Origin of the sequence: Micromonospora sp. NPDC049114 (assembly GCF_040648635.1) — a bacterium.
Taxonomy (GTDB): domain Bacteria; phylum Actinomycetota; class Actinomycetes; order Mycobacteriales; family Micromonosporaceae; genus Micromonospora.
In genome coordinates this window covers 22,035-46,029 of the sequence record NZ_JBEZEA010000010.1, presented here as the reverse complement: position 1 = coordinate 46,029, position 23,995 = coordinate 22,035, and the positions used below count along the sequence as shown (strand labels likewise).

The 23,995-nt window shown below is 73.1% G+C and carries 27 protein-coding genes; 13 read left to right on the top strand and 14 right to left on the bottom strand.

The annotated features are described in order from the left end of the window. Window positions 1–13: 13 nt before the first annotated feature. The gene (gene dut, locus AB0B39_RS24780; RefSeq protein WP_357498521.1) at window positions 14–550 is read right to left on the bottom strand and encodes a dUTP diphosphatase; all 537 of its coding nucleotides are present in this window, start codon (window positions 548–550) and stop codon (window positions 14–16) included. Window positions 551–640: 90 nt separating this feature from the next. Here dut and AB0B39_RS24775 point away from each other — a divergent pair, with 90 nt between their 5' ends. Continuing rightward, window positions 641–1,168, top strand: a complete 528-nt coding sequence (locus AB0B39_RS24775; protein ID WP_357498519.1) for a DUF3093 domain-containing protein — start codon at window positions 641–643, stop codon at window positions 1,166–1,168. A 19-nt stretch (window positions 1,169–1,187) separates the two neighbouring features. Here the strand turns inward: AB0B39_RS24775 and AB0B39_RS24770 are convergent, their stop codons facing one another. Then, the gene (locus AB0B39_RS24770) at window positions 1,188–1,985 is read right to left on the bottom strand and encodes a hypothetical protein (RefSeq protein ID WP_234587949.1); all 798 of its coding nucleotides are present in this window, start codon (window positions 1,983–1,985) and stop codon (window positions 1,188–1,190) included. 120 nt (window positions 1,986–2,105) lie between these two features. After that, window positions 2,106–2,402 carry a DUF4193 domain-containing protein gene (locus AB0B39_RS24765; RefSeq protein ID WP_007075406.1) on the bottom strand — a complete coding sequence of 99 codons (297 nt, stop codon included), beginning with the start codon at window positions 2,400–2,402 and terminating at the stop codon, window positions 2,106–2,108. A 435-nt stretch (window positions 2,403–2,837) separates the two neighbouring features. Here AB0B39_RS24765 and AB0B39_RS24760 point away from each other — a divergent pair, with 435 nt between their 5' ends. Further along, on the top strand, window positions 2,838–3,356 hold the full coding sequence (locus tag AB0B39_RS24760) for a LytR C-terminal domain-containing protein (RefSeq protein WP_357498627.1): 519 nt from the start codon (window positions 2,838–2,840) through the stop codon (window positions 3,354–3,356). A gap of 53 nt (window positions 3,357–3,409) precedes the next feature. On the opposite strand, the gene AB0B39_RS24755 is transcribed toward AB0B39_RS24760, so the two are convergent. Further along, window positions 3,410–4,231 carry an inositol monophosphatase family protein gene (locus AB0B39_RS24755; protein ID WP_357498517.1) on the bottom strand — a complete coding sequence of 274 codons (822 nt, stop codon included), beginning with the start codon at window positions 4,229–4,231 and terminating at the stop codon, window positions 3,410–3,412. A 289-nt stretch (window positions 4,232–4,520) separates the two neighbouring features. Here AB0B39_RS24755 and AB0B39_RS24750 point away from each other — a divergent pair, with 289 nt between their 5' ends. Together AB0B39_RS24750 and AB0B39_RS24745 are read left to right on the top strand one after the other, a co-directional pair. Next, the gene (locus AB0B39_RS24750; RefSeq protein ID WP_357575518.1) at window positions 4,521–6,137 is read left to right on the top strand and encodes an RNA polymerase sigma factor; all 1,617 of its coding nucleotides are present in this window, start codon (window positions 4,521–4,523) and stop codon (window positions 6,135–6,137) included. A 245-nt stretch (window positions 6,138–6,382) separates the two neighbouring features. Next, the gene (locus AB0B39_RS24745; RefSeq protein WP_357498515.1) at window positions 6,383–6,616 is read left to right on the top strand and encodes a hypothetical protein; all 234 of its coding nucleotides are present in this window, start codon (window positions 6,383–6,385) and stop codon (window positions 6,614–6,616) included. Between the two features lie 187 nt (window positions 6,617–6,803). On the opposite strand, the gene AB0B39_RS24740 is transcribed toward AB0B39_RS24745, so the two are convergent. The 3 genes from AB0B39_RS24740 to AB0B39_RS24730 form a co-directional block, all read right to left on the bottom strand. Further along, window positions 6,804–8,537 carry a DEAD/DEAH box helicase gene (locus AB0B39_RS24740; protein ID WP_234587954.1) on the bottom strand — a complete coding sequence of 578 codons (1,734 nt, stop codon included), beginning with the start codon at window positions 8,535–8,537 and terminating at the stop codon, window positions 6,804–6,806. A gap of 168 nt (window positions 8,538–8,705) precedes the next feature. Continuing rightward, on the bottom strand, window positions 8,706–9,368 hold the full coding sequence (locus AB0B39_RS24735; protein WP_234587955.1) for a trimeric intracellular cation channel family protein: 663 nt from the start codon (window positions 9,366–9,368) through the stop codon (window positions 8,706–8,708). Window positions 9,369–9,408: 40 nt separating this feature from the next. Next, a complete protein-coding gene (locus AB0B39_RS24730) occupies window positions 9,409–9,627 on the bottom strand; it encodes a DUF3039 domain-containing protein (protein ID WP_007456912.1) in 219 nt (72 codons plus the stop codon). Between the two features lie 88 nt (window positions 9,628–9,715). Between AB0B39_RS24730 and AB0B39_RS24725 the strand changes: the two genes are divergently transcribed. Both AB0B39_RS24725 and AB0B39_RS24720 read left to right on the top strand, forming a co-directional pair. Then, complete coding sequence (locus AB0B39_RS24725) at window positions 9,716–10,651, top strand: pseudouridine-5'-phosphate glycosidase (protein ID WP_357575517.1); 936 nt, start codon at window positions 9,716–9,718, stop codon at window positions 10,649–10,651. Further along, the gene (locus AB0B39_RS24720) at window positions 10,648–11,547 is read left to right on the top strand and encodes a PfkB family carbohydrate kinase (protein ID WP_357498511.1); all 900 of its coding nucleotides are present in this window, start codon (window positions 10,648–10,650) and stop codon (window positions 11,545–11,547) included. Before AB0B39_RS24725 ends, AB0B39_RS24720 begins: the two co-directional genes overlap by 4 nt. A 63-nt stretch (window positions 11,548–11,610) precedes the next feature. On the opposite strand, the gene AB0B39_RS24715 is transcribed toward AB0B39_RS24720, so the two are convergent. Continuing rightward, window positions 11,611–11,970: a DUF3099 domain-containing protein gene (locus tag AB0B39_RS24715; protein ID WP_234587958.1), complete on the bottom strand. Its 360-nt coding sequence runs from the start codon at window positions 11,968–11,970 to the stop codon at window positions 11,611–11,613. Between the two features lie 103 nt (window positions 11,971–12,073). Between AB0B39_RS24715 and AB0B39_RS24710 the strand changes: the two genes are divergently transcribed. Together AB0B39_RS24710 and AB0B39_RS24705 are read left to right on the top strand one after the other, a co-directional pair. Next, complete coding sequence (locus AB0B39_RS24710) at window positions 12,074–12,361, top strand: hypothetical protein (protein WP_357498509.1); 288 nt, start codon at window positions 12,074–12,076, stop codon at window positions 12,359–12,361. Between the two features lie 14 nt (window positions 12,362–12,375). Then, a complete protein-coding gene (locus AB0B39_RS24705) occupies window positions 12,376–12,687 on the top strand; it encodes a BrnA antitoxin family protein (protein ID WP_234587992.1) in 312 nt (103 codons plus the stop codon). A 3-nt stretch (window positions 12,688–12,690) separates the two neighbouring features. Here the strand turns inward: AB0B39_RS24705 and AB0B39_RS24700 are convergent, their stop codons facing one another. After that, a complete protein-coding gene (locus AB0B39_RS24700) occupies window positions 12,691–13,266 on the bottom strand; it encodes an HhH-GPD-type base excision DNA repair protein (protein ID WP_357575516.1) in 576 nt (191 codons plus the stop codon). Window positions 13,267–13,371: 105 nt separating this feature from the next. Here AB0B39_RS24700 and AB0B39_RS24695 point away from each other — a divergent pair, with 105 nt between their 5' ends. Together AB0B39_RS24695 and dtd are read left to right on the top strand one after the other, a co-directional pair. Then, the gene (locus AB0B39_RS24695) at window positions 13,372–14,856 is read left to right on the top strand and encodes a methyltransferase (protein ID WP_357498505.1); all 1,485 of its coding nucleotides are present in this window, start codon (window positions 13,372–13,374) and stop codon (window positions 14,854–14,856) included. A gap of 28 nt (window positions 14,857–14,884) precedes the next feature. Beyond that, complete coding sequence (gene dtd / locus AB0B39_RS24690; RefSeq protein ID WP_357498503.1) at window positions 14,885–15,307, top strand: D-aminoacyl-tRNA deacylase; 423 nt, start codon at window positions 14,885–14,887, stop codon at window positions 15,305–15,307. 17 nt (window positions 15,308–15,324) lie between these two features. Here the strand turns inward: dtd and AB0B39_RS24685 are convergent, their stop codons facing one another. Then, a complete protein-coding gene (locus AB0B39_RS24685) occupies window positions 15,325–16,113 on the bottom strand; it encodes a sporulation protein (RefSeq protein ID WP_357575591.1) in 789 nt (262 codons plus the stop codon). A 232-nt stretch (window positions 16,114–16,345) separates the two neighbouring features. Here AB0B39_RS24685 and sigB point away from each other — a divergent pair, with 232 nt between their 5' ends. Both sigB and AB0B39_RS24675 read left to right on the top strand, forming a co-directional pair. Further along, complete coding sequence (gene sigB / locus AB0B39_RS24680) at window positions 16,346–17,365, top strand: RNA polymerase sigma factor SigB (protein ID WP_305076144.1); 1,020 nt, start codon at window positions 16,346–16,348, stop codon at window positions 17,363–17,365. Window positions 17,366–17,471: 106 nt separating this feature from the next. After that, on the top strand, window positions 17,472–17,879 hold the full coding sequence (locus AB0B39_RS24675; RefSeq protein WP_357498501.1) for a VOC family protein: 408 nt from the start codon (window positions 17,472–17,474) through the stop codon (window positions 17,877–17,879). Between the two features lie 10 nt (window positions 17,880–17,889). Here the strand turns inward: AB0B39_RS24675 and AB0B39_RS24670 are convergent, their stop codons facing one another. Genes AB0B39_RS24670 through AB0B39_RS24660 form a run of 3 tightly spaced genes read right to left on the bottom strand, consistent with a single transcriptional unit; the run spans window position 17,890 to window position 22,551 of the window. After that, window positions 17,890–20,445, bottom strand: a complete 2,556-nt coding sequence (locus AB0B39_RS24670; RefSeq protein WP_357575515.1) for a GNAT family N-acetyltransferase — start codon at window positions 20,443–20,445, stop codon at window positions 17,890–17,892. Window positions 20,446–20,460: 15 nt separating this feature from the next. Continuing rightward, the gene (locus AB0B39_RS24665) at window positions 20,461–21,642 is read right to left on the bottom strand and encodes an acetoin utilization protein AcuC (RefSeq protein WP_357498498.1); all 1,182 of its coding nucleotides are present in this window, start codon (window positions 21,640–21,642) and stop codon (window positions 20,461–20,463) included. 48 nt (window positions 21,643–21,690) lie between these two features. Continuing rightward, complete coding sequence (locus tag AB0B39_RS24660) at window positions 21,691–22,551, bottom strand: sulfurtransferase (protein ID WP_357575514.1); 861 nt, start codon at window positions 22,549–22,551, stop codon at window positions 21,691–21,693. Between the two features lie 100 nt (window positions 22,552–22,651). On the opposite strand from AB0B39_RS24660, the gene AB0B39_RS24655 reads away from it, so the two are divergent. Beyond that, the gene (locus tag AB0B39_RS24655) at window positions 22,652–23,341 is read left to right on the top strand and encodes a metal-dependent transcriptional regulator (RefSeq protein ID WP_234587967.1); all 690 of its coding nucleotides are present in this window, start codon (window positions 22,652–22,654) and stop codon (window positions 23,339–23,341) included. A 19-nt stretch (window positions 23,342–23,360) separates the two neighbouring features. On the opposite strand, the gene AB0B39_RS24650 is transcribed toward AB0B39_RS24655, so the two are convergent. Continuing rightward, entirely contained in the window at window positions 23,361–23,909 is a 549-nt protein-coding gene (locus AB0B39_RS24650) for a hypothetical protein (protein ID WP_357575513.1), read from the bottom strand. Window positions 23,910–23,995 lie beyond the last annotated feature (86 nt).

Genomic DNA, 23,995 nt, shown 5'->3' with positions numbered 1-23,995 from the left:
CCGCTGTTCACAATCACCCTGCCACCTCTTCCGTCTGCCCGTGGCCCGGCTCGGCCCGCCGCTGGTCGACCCACTCCTGGCCGGCCGGTGACGGCACCAGCTGAGCGTGCCCGCCGGTCGAGCCGTGCCCGCCGGTCCCGCGCGAGGACCCGGGCAGCTCGGCCACCGGCTCGAACCGCGCCCGCGCGACCCGCTGGATCACGAGCTGGGCGATCCGGTCGCCACGGGAGATCTTCGCGGGCGTGTCCCGATCATGATTGATCAGGTTGACCATGATCTCACCCCGGTAGCCGGCGTCGACCGTACCGGGCGCGTTGAGCACCGTCACGCCGAGCCTGGCCGCCAGGCCGGACCGCGGATGGACCAGGCCCACGTACCCGTCCGGCAGGGCGACGGCCACGCCGGTGGGCACCAGGGCCCGACCGCCGGGCGGCAGCTCCACGTCCGCGGCGGCCACCAGGTCGGCCCCGGCGTCGCCGGGATGGGCGTACGTGGGCAGCGGCAGCTCGGCATCGAGCAGCCGTACGGGCACGGGTACGACGTCGGTCACGGGTCCCCTCTTCGTCCGGTTGTCTCCGGTGACCCTGCCATCCTGCCGGTTGGCCGGCCCGCCGTGCGCCGTACCCTCGCAGGAGTGAGCATGTCGCCCTCTCCGTCCGCCGATCGGCCGCCGGCGCCGGCCCGTCCGGCGTACGCCGAACGGCTGGACCTGCCCTGGTGGCTGTGGCTGACCGGGCTGGTGGCCGCCGCGCTGCTGGCCGTCGAGATCTGGATGGGCGCCGGCGGCGTCCGCGCCTGGCTGCCGTTCGCCGTGCTGTTGCCGCTCACCGCTGCCGGGCTGTGGTGGGTGGGCCGGATCCGCGTCGCGGTCGTCGACGCCGAGCTGCGGGTGGACGACGCCCGCCTGCCGGTGCGCTTCGTGGCCGACGTGATCCCGCTGGACGTCGCCGGTCGCCGCGAGGTGCTCGGTGTGGGCGCGGACCCTCTCGCCTTCGTGGTGCAGCGGCCCTGGATCGGCGGCGCCGTGCAGGTGGTGCTCGACGACCCGGCCGATCCGACCCCCTTCTGGGTGGTGAGCACGAGGCGTCCGGTCGAGCTGGCCGAGGCGGTGCTGGCCGCGCGGGACGCCGGCCGACCCGCCGACCGTACGGCCGGCGAGCCGGGCTGACCGATGCCGACGACCCCGCTCAGGTGCCCGTCGGCGGGCCGGGCAGGGCCGGCGGCGGCGCCGGCCGGGCGATGCCGCGGCGGCGCAGGTCCACCTGGAGCTGGTCGGCCATCTGCCGGGTGGCCCGGCGGTTGAGGAAGCTGGCCACCGCCGCGCCGGTCAGGAACGGCCCGAGGGTGGTGAGGTTGCGCCCGAATCGGCGCAGCAGCATGTCGCGCATCTCCTTGCGGGCTGCGGTGCCGAGCACCGCGCCCACCCCCACGCCGGGCACCATCGGGTTGACCCCGCGCTGGGTGGCCCAGGAGTGCACCAGGGCGACCGCTCGTTGGCTGCCGGCGCCCGGCAGCGACACGCCGTGGAGCTCGTGCAGCTCACCGATCAGTTTCAGCTCCACCGCCACGACGGCGACGGTCTCGGCGGCGAGCAGCACGGGCGCGGAGAGCAGCGTGGGTGCGACGGTCCATTCGACGGCGGCGACTCCCCCGCCGGCCGCGCCGATCCCGGCCGTGGCGCGGGAGGCGTTGCGGATCAGTCGCTCGGCCAGGGCGGCGTCGTCCAGGCCGGGAAAGTGTCGACGCAGGGTGGCCAGGTCCCGCACCGGTACGTGCGGGGCGATCTCGGCCACCGTGTCGGTCATCCAGCGCACGGCGGCGCGGGGCTTGAACAGGTCGGAAATGCCTCGGCTGCGGGCCTGCCCCACCATCCGGGTGAGCAGTTGCCGCCGCCGGGCCGGCTCGATGTCGTCCGCGGTCAACGCCGCGACGGTGGCGCCGAGATCGTCCGCGCCGTCGCCGGTGGTGTCGCCTCGATCGCTCATGGGTCGGACCTCCCGGTGGTGTGGCTACCCGCTACGAGTCAAGCAGGTACCCACCGGCGTTGCATGCCTACACCGGTAGCGGCGGCCCCGATTAGGAGGCCGCCGCCGGTGTCGTGAGTGTCAGACGCACTCTCGGCAGATCAGCTCGCCGTTGCGCTCGACCGCCAGCTGGCTGCGATGGTGAACCAGGAAGCAGCGGGCGCACCGGAACTCGTCCTGCTGCATCGGTAGCACCTTGACAGTGAGCTCCTCGTCGGCCAGGTCGGCACCGGGCAGCTCGAAGCTCTCGGCGACCTCGGCCTCGTCGACGTCCACCGCGCCCGACTGTGAGTCGACGCGCCGGGCCTTGAGCTCTTCCAGGCTGTCCTCGCCGAGGTCGACCTCGTCGCGACGCGGAGCGTCGTAGTCGGTGGCCATCGGATGTCACTCTCCCATATCGATGTTGTCGCTTCCGGTTGTAACGCCGGACGACGCTGTTTCGGTTCCGCTGGCCGGCAACCACTTGTGTCGGGCACCCGACCCGGGGGACCGTACGGGTCGGGACCGCTGGGGCCACTCCCCTGCGAGCGCGGAACCTTACCCCCCCTTGGGCGAGGCATGTATACCGCCCTTGCGGCTGAGATGTACGCCCCCGCACGCCAAGTTGTTCCCAATGTGATTCAGGCGACACGAAGATAGGGGTAGTAGTACCCGGTTCACGGTCGCCGCGCCGGCATGTCGGACTGTTTCCACGCGACGGCCGGACAACCGTTAACCTCAGCGGCGTATTCGACGGCCGGCGGTCAGTGCGATCGTTGGCGGCCGCCGCCACCCACCTGAGGTCTCGGGAGCGCCCAGATGAGTTTTGCGCGAGTGCGGGCACTCGTCGTCGTCGGCCTGCTGGGGGTCCTGGCCCTGGCGTTCGTGATCACCGCGATCGTCCGCGACAGCCAGGGCGAGGCCGGCGCGGCGGGCGGCTGCCCGGACGGTTGGCCGCTTGCCGACGTGACGCTGCACGAGCCCAAGGACGTCAAGATCAACGTCCTGAACGCGACAATCGAGCCGGGCCGGGCCGGCGCCGTCGCGGACGACTTCCGCAACCGCAAGTTCCAGGTCAAGAAGGTCGGCAACGCGCCCAAGGGGATCGACGACGTCGCCGTGCTGCGGTACGGCCCCAAGGGCGTCAGCTCCGCCCACCTGCTCAAGGCGTACTTCCTCAACAACGCCGAGCCGGTCTACGACGAGAAGCGCACGGACGACGTGGTCGACGTGGTGTTGGGCAACGGCTTCCAGCAACTCGCCACCACCACCGAGGTCAACCAGTCCCTCGGCGACCTGGGCCCACCTGTCGCGCCGGCGGGCTCCTGCCCGTCCCCCGCCGCCAAGAAGTGACGGCGTAACCGGGACGCCCGCGCCGGGCGCCCCGGTCCACGACCGCGGCGCGGTCAGGGGCCGCCGGACGCGTCCAGGGCGGCCAGCCGGTCGTGCAGCTCGGCGAACAGGGCGGGCGGGGCCGCGATCACCAGGTCCGGGCCGGGCGGGCTACCGGCCAGGCCGGAGACCCGCACGCCCGCCTCGGCGGCCACCAGCCCGCCGGCGGCCAGGTCCCAGGCGGCCAGGCCCTTCTCGAAGTACGCGTCCAGCCGCCCCTCCGCCACCAGGCAGAGGTCCAGGGCGGCCGCTCCCAGGCGGCGGATGTCCCGCACCGACGCGATCAGCCCGGCCACCACCGACGCCTGGTGCGCCCGCCGACCGGCGTCGTAGCCGAAGCCGGTGCCGACCAGCGCCTGCCCGAGGTCCGTCTCGCCGGAACAGCGCAGCCGCACGCCGTCGCGCCAGGCGCCGCCACCGGCGGTGGCGGTCCACTCCTCGCCGGTGTTCACGTTGCGCACCACGCCGGCGACCACCACCCCGTCCACCTCGGCGGCCAGCGACACCGCGCTGTACGGCAACCCGTAGAGGTAGTTCACGGTGCCGTCGATCGGGTCGACGATCCACCGCACACCGCCCGGCTCCGCCGGGCCGGTGGCCTGTGTGCCGTACTCCTCGCCCAGGACCGCGTCCCCCGGCCGCAGCGCGCGCAGGGCGTCGAGGACCTGCCGCTCGACGGCCCGGTCCGCAGCCGTGACCACGTCGGTGACGGTGCTCTTGGTCGCCGCCACGGACACGCCCTCGGCCCGCATCCGGTACGCGGTGGCCGCGGCGTCCCGCGCCACGTCGAGCGCGATCGCCAACAGTTCCCGCGGTGGCGGCGCCGAACGGTCCATTCCAGGGTCCCCTTCCCGTACGACCGGGGCGTTCCGGGCCGTGCGCGAGTATCATCCTTACAAAGTCCACATCTGCGCCGAATCGGCGGTCCCGCCGCCGTTACGCCGTGCGGCGCAGGATGATCGCCGCAGACGGCGTTACAATTCACCCCTGCCCACGCGCCACGGACCGCCGACCACCGGCCGGCCCGGGACACGGGGGTCCCTCAACCACATCGCCCGGCCCGGTTGCCCCACGCTGTGCCGGACGATCCGGCCGTGCCCGCTCTTCGCCTCCGGAAGGTCATTCGTGACAGAACCCCGCCAGCCCGGCGCCGACGTTCGCTCGCTCACCGACACCCTGATCGCCCACGCGCAGAGCGCCGGTGGTCAGCTCACGTCGGCTCAGCTCGCGCGCACCGTCGAGACCGCCGAGGTGACTCCGGCCCAGGCCAAGAAGATCCTGCGGGCGCTCTCCGAGGCGGGAGTGACCGTTGTGGTGGACGGCTCGGCGAGCACCCGCCGCCGGGTCGCCGCGGCCCGCTCGACGACCCCCGCGTCCCGGGCCACCACCGCCAAGACCACCAAGAAGGCCGCCGCGCCCGCCCCGAAGCAGGCGCCCGCCTCCGACGAGGCGCCGTCGACGCCGGCGCCGCGCAAGGTGGCCGCTCGCAAGACCGCCGGCAGCACCGCCGAGGTCGCCGCCGCAGCGGCCACCCCGGCGAAGGCGACCAAGTCGACCCGCGCCACCAAGGCGACGGTCGCCGCGGCGGCCGGAGCCAAGCCGGTCAAGGCCGGCGGCAAGGCCAAGGGCGAGGGCGCCGAGGGTGAGATCGACCCCGAGGAGCTCGCCGCCGCCATCGAGGACGTGGTGGTGGAGGAGCCGGCCGAGCTGGCCCAGGCCGCCGAGACCGACGCCGCCGCGTCGGCCACCGACAACGACTTCGAGTGGGACGACGAGGAGTCCGAGGCGCTCAAGCAGGCCCGGCGTGACGCCGAGCTGACCGCCTCCGCCGACTCCGTCCGGGCGTACCTGAAGCAGATCGGCAAGGTCCCGCTGCTCAACGCCGAGCAGGAGGTGGAGCTGGCCAAGCGGATCGAGGCCGGGCTCTACGCCGCCGAGCAGCTGCGCGCGGCCGACGAGGGCGAGGAGAAGCTCGCCCGGGAGATGGTCCGCGACCTGGGCTGGATCTCCCGCGACGGCGAGCGCGCCAAGAACCACCTCCTCGAGGCGAACCTCCGTCTGGTCGTCTCCCTGGCCAAGCGGTACACGGGGCGCGGCATGGCCTTCCTGGACCTCATCCAGGAGGGCAACCTCGGCCTCATCCGCGCGGTGGAGAAGTTCGACTACACCAAGGGCTACAAGTTCTCCACGTACGCCACCTGGTGGATCCGGCAGGCGATCACGCGCGCCATGGCCGACCAGGCCCGCACCATCCGTATCCCGGTGCACATGGTCGAGGTCATCAACAAACTCGGCCGCATACAGCGCGAGCTGCTCCAGGACCTGGGCCGTGAGCCCACGCCGGAGGAGCTGGCCAAGGAGATGGACATCACACCGGAGAAGGTGCTGGAGATCCAGCAGTACGCCCGGGAGCCCATCTCGCTGGACCAGACCATCGGTGACGAGGGCGACAGCCAGCTCGGTGACTTCATCGAGGATTCCGAGGCTGTGGTCGCCGTCGACGCGGTCTCGTTCTCGCTCCTGCAGGACCAGCTCCAGCAGGTGCTGCAGACGCTCTCCGAGCGTGAGGCGGGTGTGGTCCGGCTGCGTTTCGGCCTGACCGACGGTCAGCCGCGGACGCTTGACGAGATCGGTCAGGTCTACGGGGTGACCCGGGAGCGGATCCGGCAGATCGAGTCCAAGACGATGTCCAAGCTGCGTCACCCGTCCCGGTCGCAGGTCCTGCGGGATTACCTGGACTGAGCCGGTTTCGTCAACCGGACGTGTCGTTTTGATCACCTGGTGTGCAACACCAGATGGTGATCGTCCGGATGCACGAATGTGATCGTTGACGTGGCACCCTGGGTTCACGGCACACTGTCCCTGCCATGTGTGACCTCGGTCCCCCGCGGGCACACAGGGAAGGCAGTGCCCGGCACGGGTGTTGCACGATAGGTGAGCAACGACCGAAGAGATTGTTCATCGGTGACGACCAGAGGAGGAAGGCGATGAACTCGACCCTCACGCCGCCGCCCGAGACGGTGGTTCCCCCAGCCGCCGATGAACGGTGCGACCGCTGCAATGCTGCCGGGAAGCTCCGGATCACTCTGGCGGGTGGGAGCGAACTGGTGTTCTGCGGGCACCACGCGAACAAGTACGCGGAGGATCTCGTGAAGATCACCGAGCGGTTCGCAGCGGAGCCCGACTTCAGCTGGCGTGGCGCCGACCTGATGGCGAACTAGATCCGCATATCGACATAGCCGGCCGGAGGCACCCGATGGGTGTCTCCGGCCGGCTTTCGCCATCCAGGGGTCACTCGGTGCGCGTGGCCGACTCGATATCGGCGCCATGGGGTCATCCGGCCGCCCCCGATCCCCTCACATCAGCGACACGGTGTCGATCGTGACCGTGGGGGCTTCCGGCACCCGTTCAGAGGGTCTGCACCGTCGCGATGCGTTCCTCGAGCTGTTCGATGGTGGCCTGGGCGCTCGGCGGGCCGCCGCAGAGCCGGCGCAACTCGGCATGGATCTTGCCGTGGGGTTGGCCGGTGCGATGGTGCCGGGCGGCCACGAGAGCGTTCAGTTGGCGCCGGAGCGCCACACGGCGTTGGGCGGCACTCATGGGTACCGGCGGCGCCGCGGAGGGCGCAGCGGCCGGCTGAGCGGCCCCGTCGGCCGTACGACGGCGCTGGGCGGCGAGCTGTGCGGCCTGCCGTTTGGTGAGCAGCAGGGAGACCTGGTCGGCGGTGAGCAGGCCGGGCAGGCCGAGGTACTCCTCCTCCTCGGGGGTGCCGGCCTGGGCGGCGGTCCCGAACGACGCGCCGTCGAAGATCACCTGATCCAGTTCGGCGGTGGCCGAGAGTGCGGCGAACCGCTTCTCCAGCTCCCCGCTGGCCTGGTCGTCGCGCTGCGCGCGTTCCAGCAGTTCGTCGTCGAAGCCGTCGGAGTCCTTGGGTTTGCCGAGGACGTGGTCCCGCTCGTTCTCCATCTCGCTGGCCAGCCCGAGCAGGTGCGGCACGCTGGGCAGGAAGACCGACGCGGTCTCGCCGGGGCGGCGGGCCCGCACGAACCGGCCGATCGCTTGGGCGAAGTAGAGGGGGGTGCTGGCGCTGGTGGCGTAGACACCGACCGCCAGTCGGGGGATGTCGACGCCCTCGGACACCATCCGCACCGCGACCAGCCACCGCTGGTCGGACGCCGCGAACGTCGCGATCCGCGCGGACGCGCCCTGGTCGTCGGAGAGCACCACTGCGGCCTTCTCGCCGGTCACCTGCTCGATGAGCTTGGCGTACGAGCGGGCGGTCTGCTGGTCGGTGGCGATGATCAGACCGCCGGCGTCGGGCATGCCGGCGTTGCGCAGCACGGTGAGTCGGGCGTCGGCGGCCCGCAGCACCTGCGGCATCCAGTCCCCCGCCGGGTCCAGGGCGGTACGCCACGCCTGCGCCACCAGATCCTGGGTCATCGGCTCGCCGAGGCGGGCCGCCAACTCGTCCCCCGCGTTGGTGCGCCAGCGGGTCTCCCCGGAGTACGCGAGGAAGAGCACCGGCCGGACGACCCCGTCGCGCAGCGCGTCCGCGTAGCCGTAGACCGAGTCGGCGTGGGAGCGCAGCAGCCCGTCACCGCCCCGCTCGTACGTGACGAACGGGATCGGGTTGTCGTCGGAGCGGAACGGCGTACCGGTGAGCATCAACCGGCGTACGGCGGGCTCGAAGGCGTTCTTGACGCCGTCGCCCCAGGAACGGGAGTCGCCGGCGTGGTGGATCTCGTCGAGGATGACCAGGGTGCGACGGGTCATGGTGCGCCGCCGGTGCACCTGCGGGGCCATTCCCACCTGGGCGTAGGTGACCACCGCACCGTGGAAGTCGGCCGCCGAGTGCACGTCGGCGTTGCGGAACGCGGCGTCGAGCTGGATGCCCACCCGGGCCGCGGCCTCGGCCCACTGGTTCTTCAGGTGCTCGGTGGGCGCGACCACGGTGACCGCCTCGACGGTGCCGTCGCCGAGCAGTTCGGCGGCGATCCGCAGGGCGAAGGTGGTCTTGCCGGCGCCCGGCGTGGCGACCGCGGTGAAGTCCTCGGTACGGCGGCGCAGGTACTCCACCAGGGCCTTGCGCTGCCAGGCACGTAGGGCCGGGAACGTCTCGAGCACCGGCGTCCGGGCTGCCACGCGAAAGCTCCTCTCCGACCGCACGAGGGCGGACACCGGGCGAGGGCCACGAGTACCGCCGCCCATGAAAACGCCTCCGCGCAGAAGCTGCCGCGAAGGCCGACTCAGCATAACCAGCGCGGGCCCGCCGGCCCAGGCGACGCCACGCTGGTCACATCCGACGAACGTTCACCACTCCCGGTCCGTGCGGGGATCGGCACCGTCGGCGCGCGGCGGGCGCAGCGTGGCCACCGGCGCGGACCAGCGTCGACGCAGCGCGATCAGGCGCAGCCCGACCACCAGGACGGCGGCGGCGGTGAGCGGCGCGGGCCCGGTCTGGCCGCTGACGTACAGCAGCACCACCAGGACCGAACCGGCAAGTGCGGCCAGCGCGTAGATCTCCCGGCGCAGCACGACCGGGATCTCGGCGGTCAGCAGGTCCCGGCCGAGCCCTCCGCCGATCGCGGTGAGCATGCCGATCAGGCAGGCGCCGACCGCCGGAACCCGGGCGTCGAGCGCCTTGAGCGTGCCGGTGACGGTGAACAGACCGAGGCCCGCCGCGTCGAGCACCAGCACCGTGGTGCGCAGTCGGGCGAGCTGCGGGTGCAGCCAGAAGACGGCGAGCGCGGTAATCGCCGCGGTGGCGGCGTACCGCCAGTCGGCGAAGGCGAGCGGCGGCACCTCGTCGATGACCAGGTCGCGCAGGATCCCGCCGCCGAGCGCGGCCACGAAGCCCACGAACGCGACCCCGAACAGGTCGAGTCGTTTGGCCACCGCCGCCGAGGCACCGGAGGCGGCGAAGACGGCCACCCCGGTCAGGTCGGCGAGGAGCAGGGCGGTGGAGGTGGTCACCGCCGCAGGCTACGTCGCCGGCCGGAGCGCCGGCCCCGGTTCACTCGCGGTACGAGTCGTAGATCTCCTTGCACTTGGGGCAGACCGGCGAGCCCGGCTTGGCCGCCTTGGTGACCGGGAAGGTCTCCCCGCAGAGCGCGACGACGAAGGTGCCCATGACGGCACTCTCGGCGATCTTCTCCTTGCGGACGTAATGGAACATCTCGGGACCGGTGTCGGCGTCCTTCAGCTCCGGACGCTCGAGAACCTCTGTGCTCACGTCTGCACCTCCGACCGTCAAGTTTGGCAGGTCATCACGGCCGGGTCCACTTGAGCCCGGCCCGGGTCCGACCCCGTACCGTGCCGGTGTGACTGACTTTCGCATCAGCTACGGCACCGAGGTCGCCGAAGCCCTGCGCGACGGCCGACCCGTCGTCGCCCTGGAGAGCACCATCGTCTCGCACGGCCTGCCCCGTCCGCAGAACCTGCGGGTGGCCCGGGAGATCGAGCAGGCGGTCCGGGACGCCGGAGCGGTGCCGGCGACCATCGGCATGATCGGTGGCGAGCTGGTGGTCGGGCTGGACGACGCGCAGCTGACCCGGCTGGCCACCGTCGATGGAGTGACGAAACTCTCCGTCCGCGACCTGGCTGTCGCGGCGGCGACCGGCGCGGACGGCGCCACCACCGTGGCGGCGACCAGCGCGGTGGCCGCCGCCGCCGGAATCGGGGTGTTCGCGACCGGTGGCCTGGGCGGGGTGCACCGGGAGGCGGCGCACACCTTCGACGAGTCGGCGGACCTGGTCACCCTGGCCCAGACCCCGATCACGGTGGTCTGCGCCGGGGTCAAGTCGATCCTCGACGTGGGCGCGACGCTGGAGCGCCTGGAGACCCTCGGGGTGGCCGTCATCGGCTACCGCACCCGCCGGTTCCCCGGCTTCTACCTCACCGACGCGGGCTTCGACCTGGACTGGTCGGTGGACTCGCCGGAGCAGGTCGCCGCCGTGCTGGCCGCCCGGGACGGGCACGCCGTGCACCTCGGGGGCTTGCTCGTCGCCAACCCGCTGCCGGTCGACGAGCAGCTCGACCCGGAGCTGCACGACCGGACCCTCGCCGAGGGCCTGGCCCTGCTGGAGCGGGACGGGATCACCGGCAAGGCCGTCACGCCGTACCTGCTGGCGCACTTCCACTCGGCCACCGAGGGCGCGAGCCTGGCGGTGAACGTCCGGATCATCCTGCGCAACGCCGACCTGGCCGCGCGCATCGCGGTCGCCGCCGTCGCCCGCACCTCCGCCGTACCGGCATGACCCCTCCGGCCCGCGTGGTCGTCGTCGGGGACGTGATCACCGACGTGGTGGCGGTGCTGTCCGGGCCGCTCGCGGCCGGTTCGGACACCGGGGCCGAGATCAGTTTCGGCGGCGGCGGGCAGGCGGCCAACACCGCCGCCTGGCTCGCCGCGCAGGGGGTGGCCGTCACGCTCGTCGGCGCCGTCGGTGACGACGACGCCGGGCGCGACCGGATCGCCGAGCTGGATCGCGCGGGCGTGGACTGCGCGGTCGAGCGGGTGGTGGACGCCCCGACCGGCACGGTGATCGTGCTGGCGACCGACGGCGAGCGGACCATGGTCACGTCGCGGGGCGCGAACCTCGCGTTGAGCGCCGAGCACGTGGAGAAGGCCCTCGCGGCGGTGCCCGACGCGGGGCATCTGCACCTGTCCGCGTACACCCTGTTGGACGCCGGTTCGCGCGGCGCGGGGTTGCGGGCGCTGGCCGCCGCCCGCGAGCGCGGGCTCACCACCAGCGTCGACGCGGCGTCCGCGGCGCCGCTGCGGCGCGCGGGCGCGCGGACGTTCCTGGGTTGGGTACGCGATGTCGACCTGCTGCTGGTCAACGCGGACGAGGCCACGGTGCTGGCCGGCGGGCTGGACCCGGCGGCACAGGGGCGGGCGCTGTCGGCGACGGCTCGGCGGGTGGTGGTCAAGCGTGGCGCGGCGGGAGCGGTCTGGGTCGATCGCACGACGCCGGTCTGCACGGCTGCGGCCCGTCGGGTGGCGGTGGTGGACGTCACGGGAGCGGGCGACGCCTTCGCGGCCGGTCTGCTCACCGCGTGGCTCGCCGGCGCCAGCCCGACCGCGGCACTGAGCCGCGCCACCGACCTCGGCGCGCTGGCCGTCTCCACAGCCGGAGCACGGCCCCAGCCGTAGGGGCCGGAGCACGGCCGCAGGCACCCGCGGCCGTCACGGTCGAGCCCTGGCCCGCTGGGCGGGTCAGGGCTCGACGTCGATGACCTTGTGCGGGCGCTCCTCGGCCGTGAGACTCATCGGCGGCGCCTCGTCCTGCCGCCGGGGATGGAACCGATTGGCCAACCGGTGCTCCTCCTTGGGTGGCCGGTCGTTGGCCAGCAGCACGGCCAGCCACGGAATGAGCACCATGCCGAGGGCGCACAGCGGCAGCCAGACCCAGAGCAGTGGGGCGTTCGCGCCGACCAGGATCGCGCCGGCGACGATGCAGGCCACCCGGATGCCCATCATGAGGACATAGCGGCGCTGACGGCTGGTGAGTTGATCATTCTGGCTGCGCGAGGCATCGGTGATCAGAATCGGCTGGTACGCCTGACGCTTCACCATGAACCTCCTCGAGGGGATTACGCCTCATCCTGTCACCACAAAGGCGTGATCAGCGAAAATTGACCAGGCCCATCCGTGTTACGCGCGTGGTACGCTGCGCGCTGTGGGCAGCAGGTTCAGCTTCACCGACGAGGCGTTGGCCAACCTGAGGGTCTACGACGTCACACCCGGGGAAGTCTGGGAGGCGCTGCACAGCGCCCGGCGGGTCATCCGCCACCTGGGCGACGACGTGATGGTGGTCTACGCCGCCGCCCGCCGGGGTCGCCGACTGGCCGTGCTGCTCGCCGAGGCCGATGGCACCGACAACGACTGGGACATCCTCTCCGCCCGCGAGCTGAGCGACATCGAGTCCAAGCGCTACGACGAGGCCGTGCGGAGAGATCGCCGATGAGGGGGGCCGTGACGATGCACCGTAACGACGCGACCAAGCAGTTCCACAGCGGCGACGACCGGATCGCCGAGTTGATCGACCAGAGTCCGGCGGTGGACCTGCCCACCCCCGACACCGACGTGCCGATGGTGAGTCGATCGGTCCGGCTGCCGCTGGACACCTACGAGCGGGTCCGCGCCGCCGCCGACGCCCGGGGCATCGGGGTCACCACGCTGATGCGGCAGTGGATCGAGGCCGGCCTGGCCGACCTGGACGACTCCGCGACCGTCTCCCTCGCCGACGTCCGGCGGGCGCTGGCGTCGCTCGCCCACCCGACCGCCGCCTGAGCGTCAGCCCTGGGCAGCCTTCGCCGCCGCCTTCATCTGCTGCTTGTACTCCCGCACCCGGCGCAGCGAATCGGCGTCGGTGACGTCGGCCACCGACCGGTACGCGCCGGGATCGCCGTACCCGCCGGCAGCCTCCCGCCAGTCCTGCGGGGTCACCCCGAACCGCTTGCCGAGCAGGGCCACGAAGATCTGCGCCTTCTGCTTGCCGAAGCCGGGCAGCCCGGCCACCCGCCGCAGCAGCTCCGGCCCGTCGGCGACGTCGGCCCACAGCAGCGCGGCGTCGCCGTCGTAGCGCTCCACGAGCGCCTGGCAGACCTCCTGCACCCGGGCGGCCATCGCCTTCGGGAACCGGTGCAGCGCGGGCGGGGTGGCGAAGAGCGCGACCAGGGCCTGCGGTTCGTAGCCGGCCAGCTCCGCCGCGTCCAGGTCGCGGCCGAGCCGCTGGGTGAGGACGTACGGCGAGGAGAACGCCTTCTCCATCGGCACCTGCTGGTCCAGGGTCATGCCGATGAGCAGGGCCAGCGGACTGCGCTCCAGCAGCCGGTTGGCCTCCGGGGCGATGGGCAGCACGAGCGTCATACCTGCCATCTTGCCTGGCGCGCGGAACCGGGCGGTCGCCGACGCTCCGGCAGTCGTCCGGCGGGTGCTGCCGACGCGGGACGGGGCGACCGGCAGGATGAGAGCGTGGACCAACACGACATGCTGCTCTCCCCCGCCGGCGTCGACGCGCTGCGGACCGCGCTCACCCGGACGGGGTTCACCAGCCACGGCATCGCCGAGCGGCTGGGCGCGCAGGCCACCGCTGCGGTCTCCCGCAACGACTACCGGGCCGCGCTGCGCGCCACCGAGGACGGCGATCCGCTCGGCACCCTGATCCGGGTGTTCATCTGCGACCAGACCGAGCCGGAGAGCGCGGTGGCCACCGCCCTGGCACCGCTCAGCCTCGCGGAGGCGATCGCGGGTGGGCTGGTCGAGCGGTACGGCGACGGCCTGCGTGCCGGCGTCGACCTGGAGCCGTACGGCGACGACTGGTGGGTGCTCGCCGACGTGCCGGCCAGCGCCCGACCGGGTCGCCCGCTGCACGCCGAGCACGTGCTGGGCATCGGCGGCGCCACCCAGACCCTGATCGGCGCGACCGTACGCCGGCAGGTGGGCAGCGCGCTGGACCTCGGCACCGGCTCCGGCGTCCAGGCCCTGCACCTGGCCACCCACGCCGACACGGTGACCGCCACGGACCTCTCCGAGCGGGCTCTGCGCTTCGCCGCGACCACCGCCGCCCTCAACGGCCAGGACTGGGAGCTGCTGCGGGGCGACCTGGTCGCACCGGTGGCCGGCCGCCGCTTCGACCTGGTGGTGAGCAACCCACCGTTCGTCGTCGGCCCCGGCACCACCACGCACGTCTACCGCGACTCGGGGCGGGTGGGTGACGCGATCGCCGCCGAGCTGGCCACCGCAGCCCCCGGCCTGCTCACCGAGGGCGGCACCATGCAGTACCTGGCGAACTGGGTGCACGTCGCCGGCGAGGAGTGGGACGAGCGGGTGGCCGGTTGGTTCGCCGGCACCGGCCTGGACGCCTGGGTGATCCAGCGCGAGGTGGCCGACCCGATGGCGTACGTCGACCTGTGGCTCACCGACGTCGGCGAGGGCGCCGACCCGCAGCGGGCCGCCGTCTGGCTGGACTGGTTCGACGCGCACAAGATCGAGGCGATCGGCTTCGGCATCGTGTCGCTGCGCCAAGGCGGGCACGCCGACCCGGTGGTCCGCGTGGAGGACCTGCGTCAGCGGGTCCAGCCACCGCTGGGCGACCAGATCGGCGGCTGGTTCGACCGCCAGGACTTCCTGCGGGTACGCGGCACCGAGGCGCTGCTCGCCGAGCGCTACCGGGCCACCGACGGCCTTCAGCTGCGCCAGGAGGCCACCATGGGCGACGAGGGCTGGGCGGTGGACCGGCAGGTGCTCGCGATGCCGAACGGCCTGCGCTGGACCGAGGAGATCGACCCGCTGGTGCTGGCCCTGGTCGGTGGGGCCGACGGCCGGCTGCCGCTGCGCGACCAGCTCGCCCTGCTCGCGGCGGCCCACGACGTCGAACCCGCGGAGATGGCCGAGGCCGCCGGCCCGATCGTCGCGCACCTGGTGGAGCGCGGCTTCATCGAGCCGGTGACCGGGTGATGCGGACGATGTGCGCGGTGGCGCGCTGATGCGGGCGGTGGTGCAGACCGTCGGGCGGGCCAGCGTGACCGTCGATGGCGAGGTGGTCGGCGCGATCGAGAACGGCCTGCTGGTGCTGCTCGGGGTGACGCACACCGACACGGCGGAGACCGCTCAGACGATGGCCCGCAAGGTCCACGAGCTACGCATCCTGGACGGTGAACGGTCCGCCGCCGACACCGACGCGCCGATCCTGCTGGTCAGCCAGTTCACCCTCTACGGCGAAGCCCGCAAGGGCCGCCGTCCAAGCTGGACCGCGGCGGCCCCCGCCGAGGTGGCCGAACCCCTGGTGACAGCTGTGGTCGACGCCCTACGCCAACGAGGAGCCACCGTCGAGACGGGTCGCTTCCGCGCCCACATGCTGGTGGAGAGCCTCAACATCGGCCCCCAGACCCTCCTTTTGGACCTCTGACCCCGCCCCTGTAGAGGTCAGGAGAAGAGGCCTCGGCGGGTCAGGGACTGGCGGAGCCAGGTGTCCAGTTCGACGGTCCAGTCGGTGTCGTCGGCGGTGGCGTGCTCGACAGTGAACCGGCCGAAGGTGTCCCGGCCCTCGGTGAAGACGCCGCCGCGCTTGTCGACCTCCAGCACCACCTGCATCTGCCGCGCGTCGGCGATGAAGGTGACCTCCAACTGGTTGATCGAGCGGGCGTACTGCGGTGCCGGGTTGAACTCGATCTCCTGGTAGAACGGCAACGTCTGCCGTACGCCGTAGAGGTGCCCACGCTCCACGTCCGCCCGCGCGAACCGGAAGCCGAGGCGCAGCAACGCCTCCAGCAGCCGCTCCTGCGCGGGCAGCGGGTGCACCGACACGGCGTCCAGGTCGCTCGAGTCGACGGCGCGGGCGACCTCCAGCTCGGTCCGCAGGCCCATCGTCATGCCGTGCAGGTGCTGCCCGTACAGCTCGGTGACGGGTGTCTCCCAGGGCACGTCGAACCGGAACGGGAGGTCGTGGCGCTGCCCCGGCTCCAGCCGGAACGCACCGGTGACCCGCTGGCGGTGGAACTCCTGGGTGGTGTCGTAGTCGTTGTCGCCGCTCTCCACCTCGACCCGGGTGACGAGGCCGAGCGTGACGTGGTCGATCTCGACCTGGTGGTCGCCGCCGAGCACGTGGACGTGGCCCTCCAGCTGCCCGCCGGGGCGGCAGTCCGGGTCGGCGAGCACCGTCTCGACCGAGGGGCCGCCGACCCCCATCGCCTTCATGAGCCGCCTGAAGACCACACCGTCCTCCATCGTCGGACCACGCCGACCCGGGGCGGCCGACCGTCCGCAACGTAGCCGGGCCGGGCCCGCAACCGCCGGGATGACACACCGCGGCAACGATCCGGCCGGATTCCTGTCGGGTGCCCGATCGCCTCACTCCCGTTTTACGCCCCGCCCGCCAAGCTGTGTCTCACACCGGCACCACTGGGCCGGAGACACGGCACAGACGTGGAAACGGGGAGAGACAGAGATGGTCCTGCAGATGACGGAACACCGGACGCGCCCGGCAGCCACCAGCACCGAGACCAACGGGTCCGCCGAGGCCCTCACCGACCTGGACGCCACCGACGAGCGCGGCATCTCCACCGACCTGGTCCGGGCGTACCTGAACGGGATCGGCCGGACCAAGCTGCTGACCGCGGCGCAGGAGGTCGACCTGGCCCGGCGGATCGAGGCCGGCCTGTTCGCCGACGAGAAGCTCGCCACCTGCACCCCGGTCTCCGAGGAGCTGCGGGCCGACCTGGAGCTGATCGTCGCCGAGGGCCGCGCCGCCAAGGACCACCTGCTGGAGGCGAACCTGCGGCTGGTGGTCAGCATCGCCAAGCGCTACACCGGACGCGGGATGGCCTTCCTCGACCTGATCCAGGAGGGCAACCTCGGCCTCATCCGGGCGGTGGAGAAGTTCGACTACGCCAAGGGTTACAAGTTCTCCACGTACGCCACCTGGTGGATCCGGCAGGCGATCACCCGTGCCATGGCCGACCAGGCCCGCACCATCCGCATCCCCGTGCACATGGTCGAGCAGGTCAACCGGATGGTCCGGGCCCGCCGGGAGTTGGCGGTGACGCTGGGTCGCGAGCCAGGAGTCGCCGAGGTCGCCCGGGCCCTGGACATCCCCGAGTTCCAGGTCATCGAGCTGATCTCGTACGACCGCGAGCCGGTCAGCCTGGACCAGACCGTCGGCGACGACGGCGAGAGCGCACTCGGTGACTTCGTGGCGTCGGTGGACCCGCGCACCGACCCGGGCGAGGGCGCCGCGCAGGGCGAACTGCGCAACGAGGTGAGCATCGTGCTCGCCACGCTGTCGCAGCGGGAGCAGGCGGTCATCCGGCTCCGGTTCGGGCTGGACGACGGCCGGCAGCGCACCCTGGACGAGGTCGGCCGCGAGTTCGGCCTGTCCCGTGAGCGCATCCGGCAGATCGAGAAGGTGACGTTGCTGAAGCTGCGCGCTCCGGAGCGGGCGCAGCGCCTGGAGGCGTACGCCTGCTGACGCACTCGACAGCGGGCAGGGCCCCGGCGGTTCGCCGGGGCCCTGCCCGCTGTCGAGGTGCTTGACTGTGGCGCCGACCGACTCCGCGACGAGCGAGGAGAGTGCCGTGAACTGGACGTTGGAAGTGGTGATCGTGCCGGTCTCCGACCTGGACCGGGCGAAGACGTTCTACGCCGACCAGCTCGGGTTCGCCGTCGACCACGACACGGTGATCAGCGACGACGCCCGCATCGTGCAGTTGACCCCGCCCGGCTCCGGCTGCTCGATCGTGATCGGCAAGGGCGTGGTCCCGGAGATGCCGCCGGGTTCGCTGAGGGGCCTGCAACTGGTGGTGCCCGACCTGTTGCGGGCCCACGCGGAGCTGGTCGCCCGTGGCGTGGAGGTCAGCGACATCCAGGTGGTGGGCCAGAACCCGCGCCCGGTGCCGGACCCGCTGGACAACGTCGGCTTCGTCTTCTTCACCGACCCGGACGGCAACGCCTGGGCCGTCCAGCAGATCTCCAGCCGCGCCTGAGCTGCCGCGCTCAGAGACGCCGGGGGCCGGTGTCCGGACGGGCGACCACGCCGCCCACCCGCACCTGGGCGTGCAGGACCGAGATGCCGTCCGGGCGGGCGAGCACCGGGTTGAGGGTCACCGAGCGCACCCGGGGCTGCTCGTCGGCCAGCTGACCGACCCGCAGCAGCAGGTCGGCCAGGGCCGCCCGGTCCACCGGCGCCGCGCCCCGGTGCCCCCGCAACAGCGGAGCCGCCCGAGGTTCGTCGACCAGCTCGGCGGCGTCGGTGTTTGTCAGCGGCACCGCCCGCCAGGCCCGATCGCCCAGCAGCTCGGTGGCGACCCCGCCGAGACCGAAGCCGACCACCGGCCCGAACGCCGGATCCTCCACCAACTCCACCACGCAGGCCACACCGGGCGGGACCATCGGCTGCACCAGCACGTCCGCGCCGAAGCCGGCGGCCATGTCGGCGTACGCGCGGCGGACGCTCGCCTCGTCGGGCAGATCGAGGCGGACGGCGCCCAGGTCGAGCCGGTGCCGCAGCCCCGCGGCGGCGGCCTTGAGCGCCACCGGGAAACCCACCCGCGTCGCCGCGTCGACAGCCGCGTCGACCGAGGCCACGGGCACCGACGCGACGGTCTCGATGCCGTACGCGGCCAGCAGCGCCTCGACGTCGGTGCCGTCGGCGCGCAGCGCGGCCGCCGCGGCGTCCCGGTCGATCCCGGGCAGCTCGGGCGCGACCCCGGGCGGGCGACGCAGCCACTCGGCGTACCGGTGCACCCGAGCGAGCGCCCGGACGGCCTCCTCCACGCCGCCGTACGCGGGCACCCCGGCGGGCAACCGACCGACCAGGAACGTCGCCACGGTCGGTTTGCCCAGGGCGAGGGCGGCCGGCAACGCGGCGGTGACATCGGCGTCCACCTCGGTGCGCTGGCCGGGCAGCGGCGGGGCGAAGACCACGACGAGTGCGTCCACCCCGTCGTCGGCGGCCGTCTCGGCGAGGGCGGCGGCGAACTCGTCGGCGCCGGCGCTCGGTGCGACGTCCCGCGGGTAGCCGTCGGCGACGGTCAGGCCCTGCCCGACGCACGCCGTGGCGGCCAGGCCGGTCAACGCCGACGAGTTGCCGACCACGCCGACCCGGCCGCCGGCCGGCAGCGGCTGGTTGGCCAGCAACACCCCCACGTCGAGCAGCTCCGGCACGGTGTCCACCCGGATCACCCCGGACTGGGCGAAGAGCGCGGCCACCGCCACCTCGTCCGGACCGGCCGAGTCGCCCACCCCGGGCGGGCGGGCCGGTGAGGCGAGCGCCACCACCGGTTTCGCCCGGCCGATCCGCCGGGCCAGCCGGGCGAACTTGCGCGGGTTCCCGAACGTCTCCAGGTACAACATGATCACGTCGGTGCCCGGGTCGTCCTGCCAGTACTGCAGCAGGTCGTTGCCCGACACGTCGGCCCGGTTGCCGGCCGACACGAAGCTGGACAGCCCGAGGCCCCGCCGGTCCGCCTCGGCGAGCAGCGCCACCCCGAACGCGCCGGACTGGCTGAAGATGCCCACCCGACCGGCCGGCGGCAGCGCCGGGGCGAGGGTGGCGTTGAGGCGTACCGCCGGGTCGGTGTTGGCCACGCCCAGGCAGTTCGGGCCGACCACGCGCATCCCCGCCGCGTGCGCCGCGCGGACCAGCGCACGTTGCGTGGCCGCGCCCTCACCGCCGGCCTCGGCGAAGCCGGCCGAGATCACGACCAGGCCGTGCACCCCGGCGGCGGCGGCGTCGGCGACCACCGCGGTCGCCGCCTCCGGCGGGACCGCCACCACCGCCAGATCCACCGCCACCCCGGCGTCGACCACCGAGGGGTACGCGGGCAGGCCCGCCACCGTCGACGCGCTCGGGTGCACCGGCACCACCGCGCCGGTGAACCCGCCGTCCCGCAGATGCCCGAGCACTGCCGCGCCGACGCCCTGGCCGGTGGCGCTCGCGCCGTATACGGCGATGCCTCGCGGGGCGAGCAGCCGGGCGATCGAGCGGGCCTCGGTGCGGTGCTCCCGGCCGCGCTGCACCTCCAGGGTCGCCTCCGTCGGGGCGATCGGGAAGCTCAGGTGCACCACGCCGTCGGCGTACGCGCGCTGGACCTGGTAGCCGAAGTCGGAGAAGACCCGCAGCATCGTCCCGTTGGCCGGCAGCACCTCGGCGACGAAACTCATGATGCCGTTGCGCCGCGCGGCGTCCGCCAGGTGCTCCATCAGCACCGAGCCGATGCCCCGGCCCTGGAAGGCGTCCTCGACCACGAAGGCGACCTCCGCCTCCGGCGCCTGCGGACCGAGCCGCTCGTACCGGCCGACGGCGACGAGCCGGTCCCCGGCCAGCACCACGAACGCCTCCCGGTCGTGGTGGTCCACAGTGACGAACCGGACCAGATCCCGCTCCGGGATGCGCGGATACGGCGAGAAGTAGCGCAGGTAGCGGGTGCGCTCGGAGAACCGGCTGTGCATCGCCACGACGGCCGGCGCGTCGTCCGGGCTGATCGGTCGCAACTGGACGGTGCTGCCGTCGCTGAGCAGCACGTCCACCGGCTGGTCCACGGTCGTCACAGGAAACGGCCCGGCTCAGTCCCGCGGGTCGTACGGGTCGAGCCCGAGCAGCGGGAAGACGGTCTTACGGGTCGCCGCGATCGCCCGGTCCACCGCGTTCGGCTCGCCCGTCGGCTGCCACGGCTCGTACGACGGGTCCGCGTCGTCGGTCATCCGCAGCGGAATCTCCCGACCCGGCCGACGGGCCGCGGCCAGCTCACGCCAGCCCGGCGGGGTGAGCGTCGCCGGGTCGATCGGAGCGCCGGTCGCCACCGCCAACAGGTGGGTCCAGGCTCGGGGCACGACCTCGACCAGCGCGTACCCGCCGCCGCCGGTGGCCACCCAGCGGCCCTCGCACAGCTCGTCGGCGAGCGCCCGCAACGCCAGGTAGGTGGCGCGCTGCCCGTCCACCGTCAGGTTCAGGTCGGCCAGCGGATCCAGCCGGTGCCCGTCCGCGCCGCACTGACTCACCAGCACCTGCGGCCGGAACGCGCGCAGCACCGACGGCACGATCGCGTGGAACGCCCGCTGCCAGCCGGTGTCGTCGACGCCCGGCGGCAGCGGCATGTTCACCGCGGTGCCCTGCGCGCCCGGCCCGCCGGTCTCGTCCGGAAAACCGGTGCCCGGAAAGAGCGCGAGCGGTGTCTCGTGCAGGCTGACCGTGAGCACCCTCGGGTCGTCCCAGAAGATGTCCTGCACCCCGTCGCCGTGGTGCACGTCCACATCCACGTAGGCGATCCGCTCGGCGCCCAGATCGAGCAGTCGGGCGATGGCCACCGCGGGGTCGTTGTAGACACAGAAGCCGGACGCGCGGGCGGGCATCGCGTGGTGCAGGCCACCTGCCACGTTCACCGCCCGACGCGCGTCACCGCGCCAGACCGCCTCGGCCGCGGCCAGCGTCGCCCCGGCGATCAGCGCACTGGACTCGTGCATCCCCTCGAAGACCGGGTTGTCGGAGGTGCCCAGGCCGTACCCGGCGAAGAGTGGATCACGTGGGGCGGCACGCACGGCGGCCAGGTAGGCCGGGTCGTGCACGCGGGTGAGCGCCGCGTCGTCGGCGGGCTCCGGCTTGACGACGCGCACCCCCTGACGCTCCAGAACGCCCAGCTCCCGGGCGAGCGCGACGGTCAGCTCCACCCTCACCGGGTCGAGCGGATGGTCGCCCATGTCATAGGCGAGCAGCGAGGGGTCCCACACCACTACCGTGTCGTCGGACATGAGCCCATCGTCGCACGAGGACCGTCGTCGGCCCACCGCACGCGCTGGTCAGCGGCCGGGTGTCGGCCCGGACGCGACCGGGCGGGCCGGGTCGGCCACCCAGTTGCTCCACGAACCCACGTAGAGCGCGGCGTCCGTGCGGCCGGCCAGGTGCAGCGCGAGGACCGCCTGCGCGGCGGTCACCCCGGAGCCGCAGTACGCCCCGACCGCCCGCGCCCCGGTCGCGCCGACCGCGGCGAACCGCTCGCGCAGCACGTCGGCGGCCGGAAAACGCCCGTCGGCGCCCACGTACTCGCCGGCGGGCAGGTTGGCAGCGCCGGGCACGTGACCGGCGACCGGATCGATCGGCTCGACCTCGCCCGCGTAGCGGGGTGCCGCGCGCACGTCGAGCAGCACTGCGTCGTCGGCGGACGCCAGCGCGGCGGCCTGCCCGGCGTCCAGCACCGGAAGGTCACCGGGGCGCACCTCGACGTCACCGTCGGCCGGGGCGGGCGCGGTGGTCGAGACCTGTCGTCCGGCGGCCACCCAGGCCGGGAAGCCCCCGTGCAGCAGTCGCACCGGCCGGTGCCCGGCCCAGCGCAAGGTCCACCAGGCCCGCGCGGCGGCCAGGCCGTCGCCGCCGTCGTACACCACAACTGGGTGACCGGCGCGGACGCCGGCGGTCCGCAGCGCGGCCTGTAGCGCGCCCGGGTTGGGCAGCGGGTGCCGGCCGCCGGCCCCGGGCGGCCCGCACAGCGCGGTGTCCAGGTCGACGAAGACCGCGCCGGGCAGGTGGCCGGCCAGGTAGTCGTCGTGGCCGGGCGGGCCGGTGAGCCGCCAGCGGACGTCGAGGAGGGTGGGCGGGTCGGCGTCGTCGAGCTCGGCGGCGAGCCGGTCCACCTCGACGAGCAGTTCCTCGGTACCGGACATGCCGACCATCCAACACCATCCGGGTCACCACCACGCGATTCGGCAGCGGTCGCTCGCCGCGCGGCAGGGTAGCATCGTGCATCGGAGGGCCGCATACCTTATGAAGTCTCACGATCTGGTCGACACGACCGAGATGTACCTGCGCACCATCCTCGAGCTGGAGGAGGAGGGGGTGCCGCCCCTGCGTGCCCGGATCGCCGAGCGCCTCAAGCAGAGCGGACCCACCGTCAGCCAGACCGTGGCCCGGATGGAGCGCGACGGCCTGCTCACCGTCGAGGGCGACCGGCACCTGACGCTCACCCCGCTCGGCCGGGGCAGCGCCGTCTCCGTGATGCGCAAGCACCGCCTCGCCGAACTGCTGTTGGTCAACGTCATCGGGATGCCCTACGAGGAGGCCCACGAGGAGGCCTGCCGTTGGGAGCACGTGATGAGCGACGCCGTCGAGAAGCGGGTGTACGACCTGCTCAACCGGCCGACCCGCTCGCCGTACGGCAACCCGATTCCGGGCCTGGAGGAGCTGGGTTCCCCCGAGGCTCCGGCCAGCGAGCCGGGCGAGGGTGAGCGCAACCTGGCCTTCCCCGGGCTGTCCGGGCCGGTAGTGGTCCGCCGGATCTGCGAGAGCGTGCAGACCGACTCCGACGTGCTGCGCCAGCTGCACGCCGCTGGCGTCGACCCCGGCGCCACGGTGACCGTGGCTCAGGAGCGCGACGGGGTGTCGATCGACCGCTCCGGTGACCGGGTGCGGCTGCCTCGCGAGGTCGCCTCCCGGGTCTTCGTCGCCGCCAACTGATCGGCCGCACACCCGGGCGTCACAGCGCCCGGGTGTCCACCTTCTTCGCCAGCCCGACCAGGTCCCCGGCCAGCTTGTCGACGGCCGCGCGGTCGGCGGCACGGGCGCCGGTCCAGGTCAGCGTGGCGAGGCGACCGTCGGCGGCCAGCCAGCCGACCTCGGCGACCGGGCCGTGCCCGCCGGCCGCGGCGGTGGTACGCCGGTACGCCTGCTGACCCAGTCCGGTGACCTTCGCCGCCTTGTCGGGCACCACGTCCGCGCCGAAGGTGGTCTTGTCGATGGTGGTCTCGGACACACTGAGCATCAGCTCGGGCAGCGCCGCGCGCTCGGCCCGGACCACGCAGGTGTGCGTGTCACCCCGCTCGCTGGCCGCCGCCACGTCGAAGCGCACCTTGACGAGCTGCTCGATCACCGCGAAGTCCAGCAGCCGGCAGGCGCCCCCCGAGGAGGCCGCCGACACGTCCAGGGCGACCGGCGCCTGCGGCGGCACCGCCACCGGCTCGGCCTCGGCGGCACAGCCGCTCACCAGCAGGCCCGCCAGCCCGGCGACCACGATCCGCCCGCGCACGCTCCACCCTCTCGCCGACCGACGGCGGAAGTGGCCCCGCCGGATGTCCGTCGGACACCGTACGGGGTGTCCGGGTCGGGCGGAAG

What these genes read in the sequence shown, in the direction of transcription:
- AB0B39_RS24700 (WP_357575516.1), bottom strand. Translation starts at nt 13,266, where the DNA reads ATGACGCTCGTGCTGCCCATCGCCCCGGAGGCCAACCGGCTGCTGGAG.
- AB0B39_RS24660 (WP_357575514.1), bottom strand. Translation starts at nt 22,551, where the DNA reads ATGTCCGGTACCGAGGAACTGCTCGTCGAGGTGGACCGGCTCGCCGCC.
- AB0B39_RS24775 (WP_357498519.1), top strand. Translation starts at nt 641, where the DNA reads ATGTCGCCCTCTCCGTCCGCCGATCGGCCGCCGGCGCCGGCCCGTCCG.
- AB0B39_RS24770 (WP_234587949.1), bottom strand. Translation starts at nt 1,985, where the DNA reads ATGAGCGATCGAGGCGACACCACCGGCGACGGCGCGGACGATCTCGGC.
- AB0B39_RS24755 (WP_357498517.1), bottom strand. Translation starts at nt 4,231, where the DNA reads ATGGACCGTTCGGCGCCGCCACCGCGGGAACTGTTGGCGATCGCGCTC.
- sigB (WP_305076144.1), top strand. Translation starts at nt 16,346, where the DNA reads ATGGTCCTGCAGATGACGGAACACCGGACGCGCCCGGCAGCCACCAGC.
- dtd (WP_357498503.1), top strand. Translation starts at nt 14,885, where the DNA reads ATGCGGGCGGTGGTGCAGACCGTCGGGCGGGCCAGCGTGACCGTCGAT.
- AB0B39_RS24745 (WP_357498515.1), top strand. Translation starts at nt 6,383, where the DNA reads ATGAACTCGACCCTCACGCCGCCGCCCGAGACGGTGGTTCCCCCAGCC.
- AB0B39_RS24720 (WP_357498511.1), top strand. Translation starts at nt 10,648, where the DNA reads ATGACCCCTCCGGCCCGCGTGGTCGTCGTCGGGGACGTGATCACCGAC.
- AB0B39_RS24655 (WP_234587967.1), top strand. Translation starts at nt 22,652, where the DNA reads ATGAAGTCTCACGATCTGGTCGACACGACCGAGATGTACCTGCGCACC.
- AB0B39_RS24765 (WP_007075406.1), bottom strand. Translation starts at nt 2,402, where the DNA reads ATGGCCACCGACTACGACGCTCCGCGTCGCGACGAGGTCGACCTCGGC.
- AB0B39_RS24665 (WP_357498498.1), bottom strand. Translation starts at nt 21,642, where the DNA reads ATGTCCGACGACACGGTAGTGGTGTGGGACCCCTCGCTGCTCGCCTAT.
- AB0B39_RS24705 (WP_234587992.1), top strand. Translation starts at nt 12,376, where the DNA reads ATGCACCGTAACGACGCGACCAAGCAGTTCCACAGCGGCGACGACCGG.
- AB0B39_RS24715 (WP_234587958.1), bottom strand. Translation starts at nt 11,970, where the DNA reads ATGGTGAAGCGTCAGGCGTACCAGCCGATTCTGATCACCGATGCCTCG.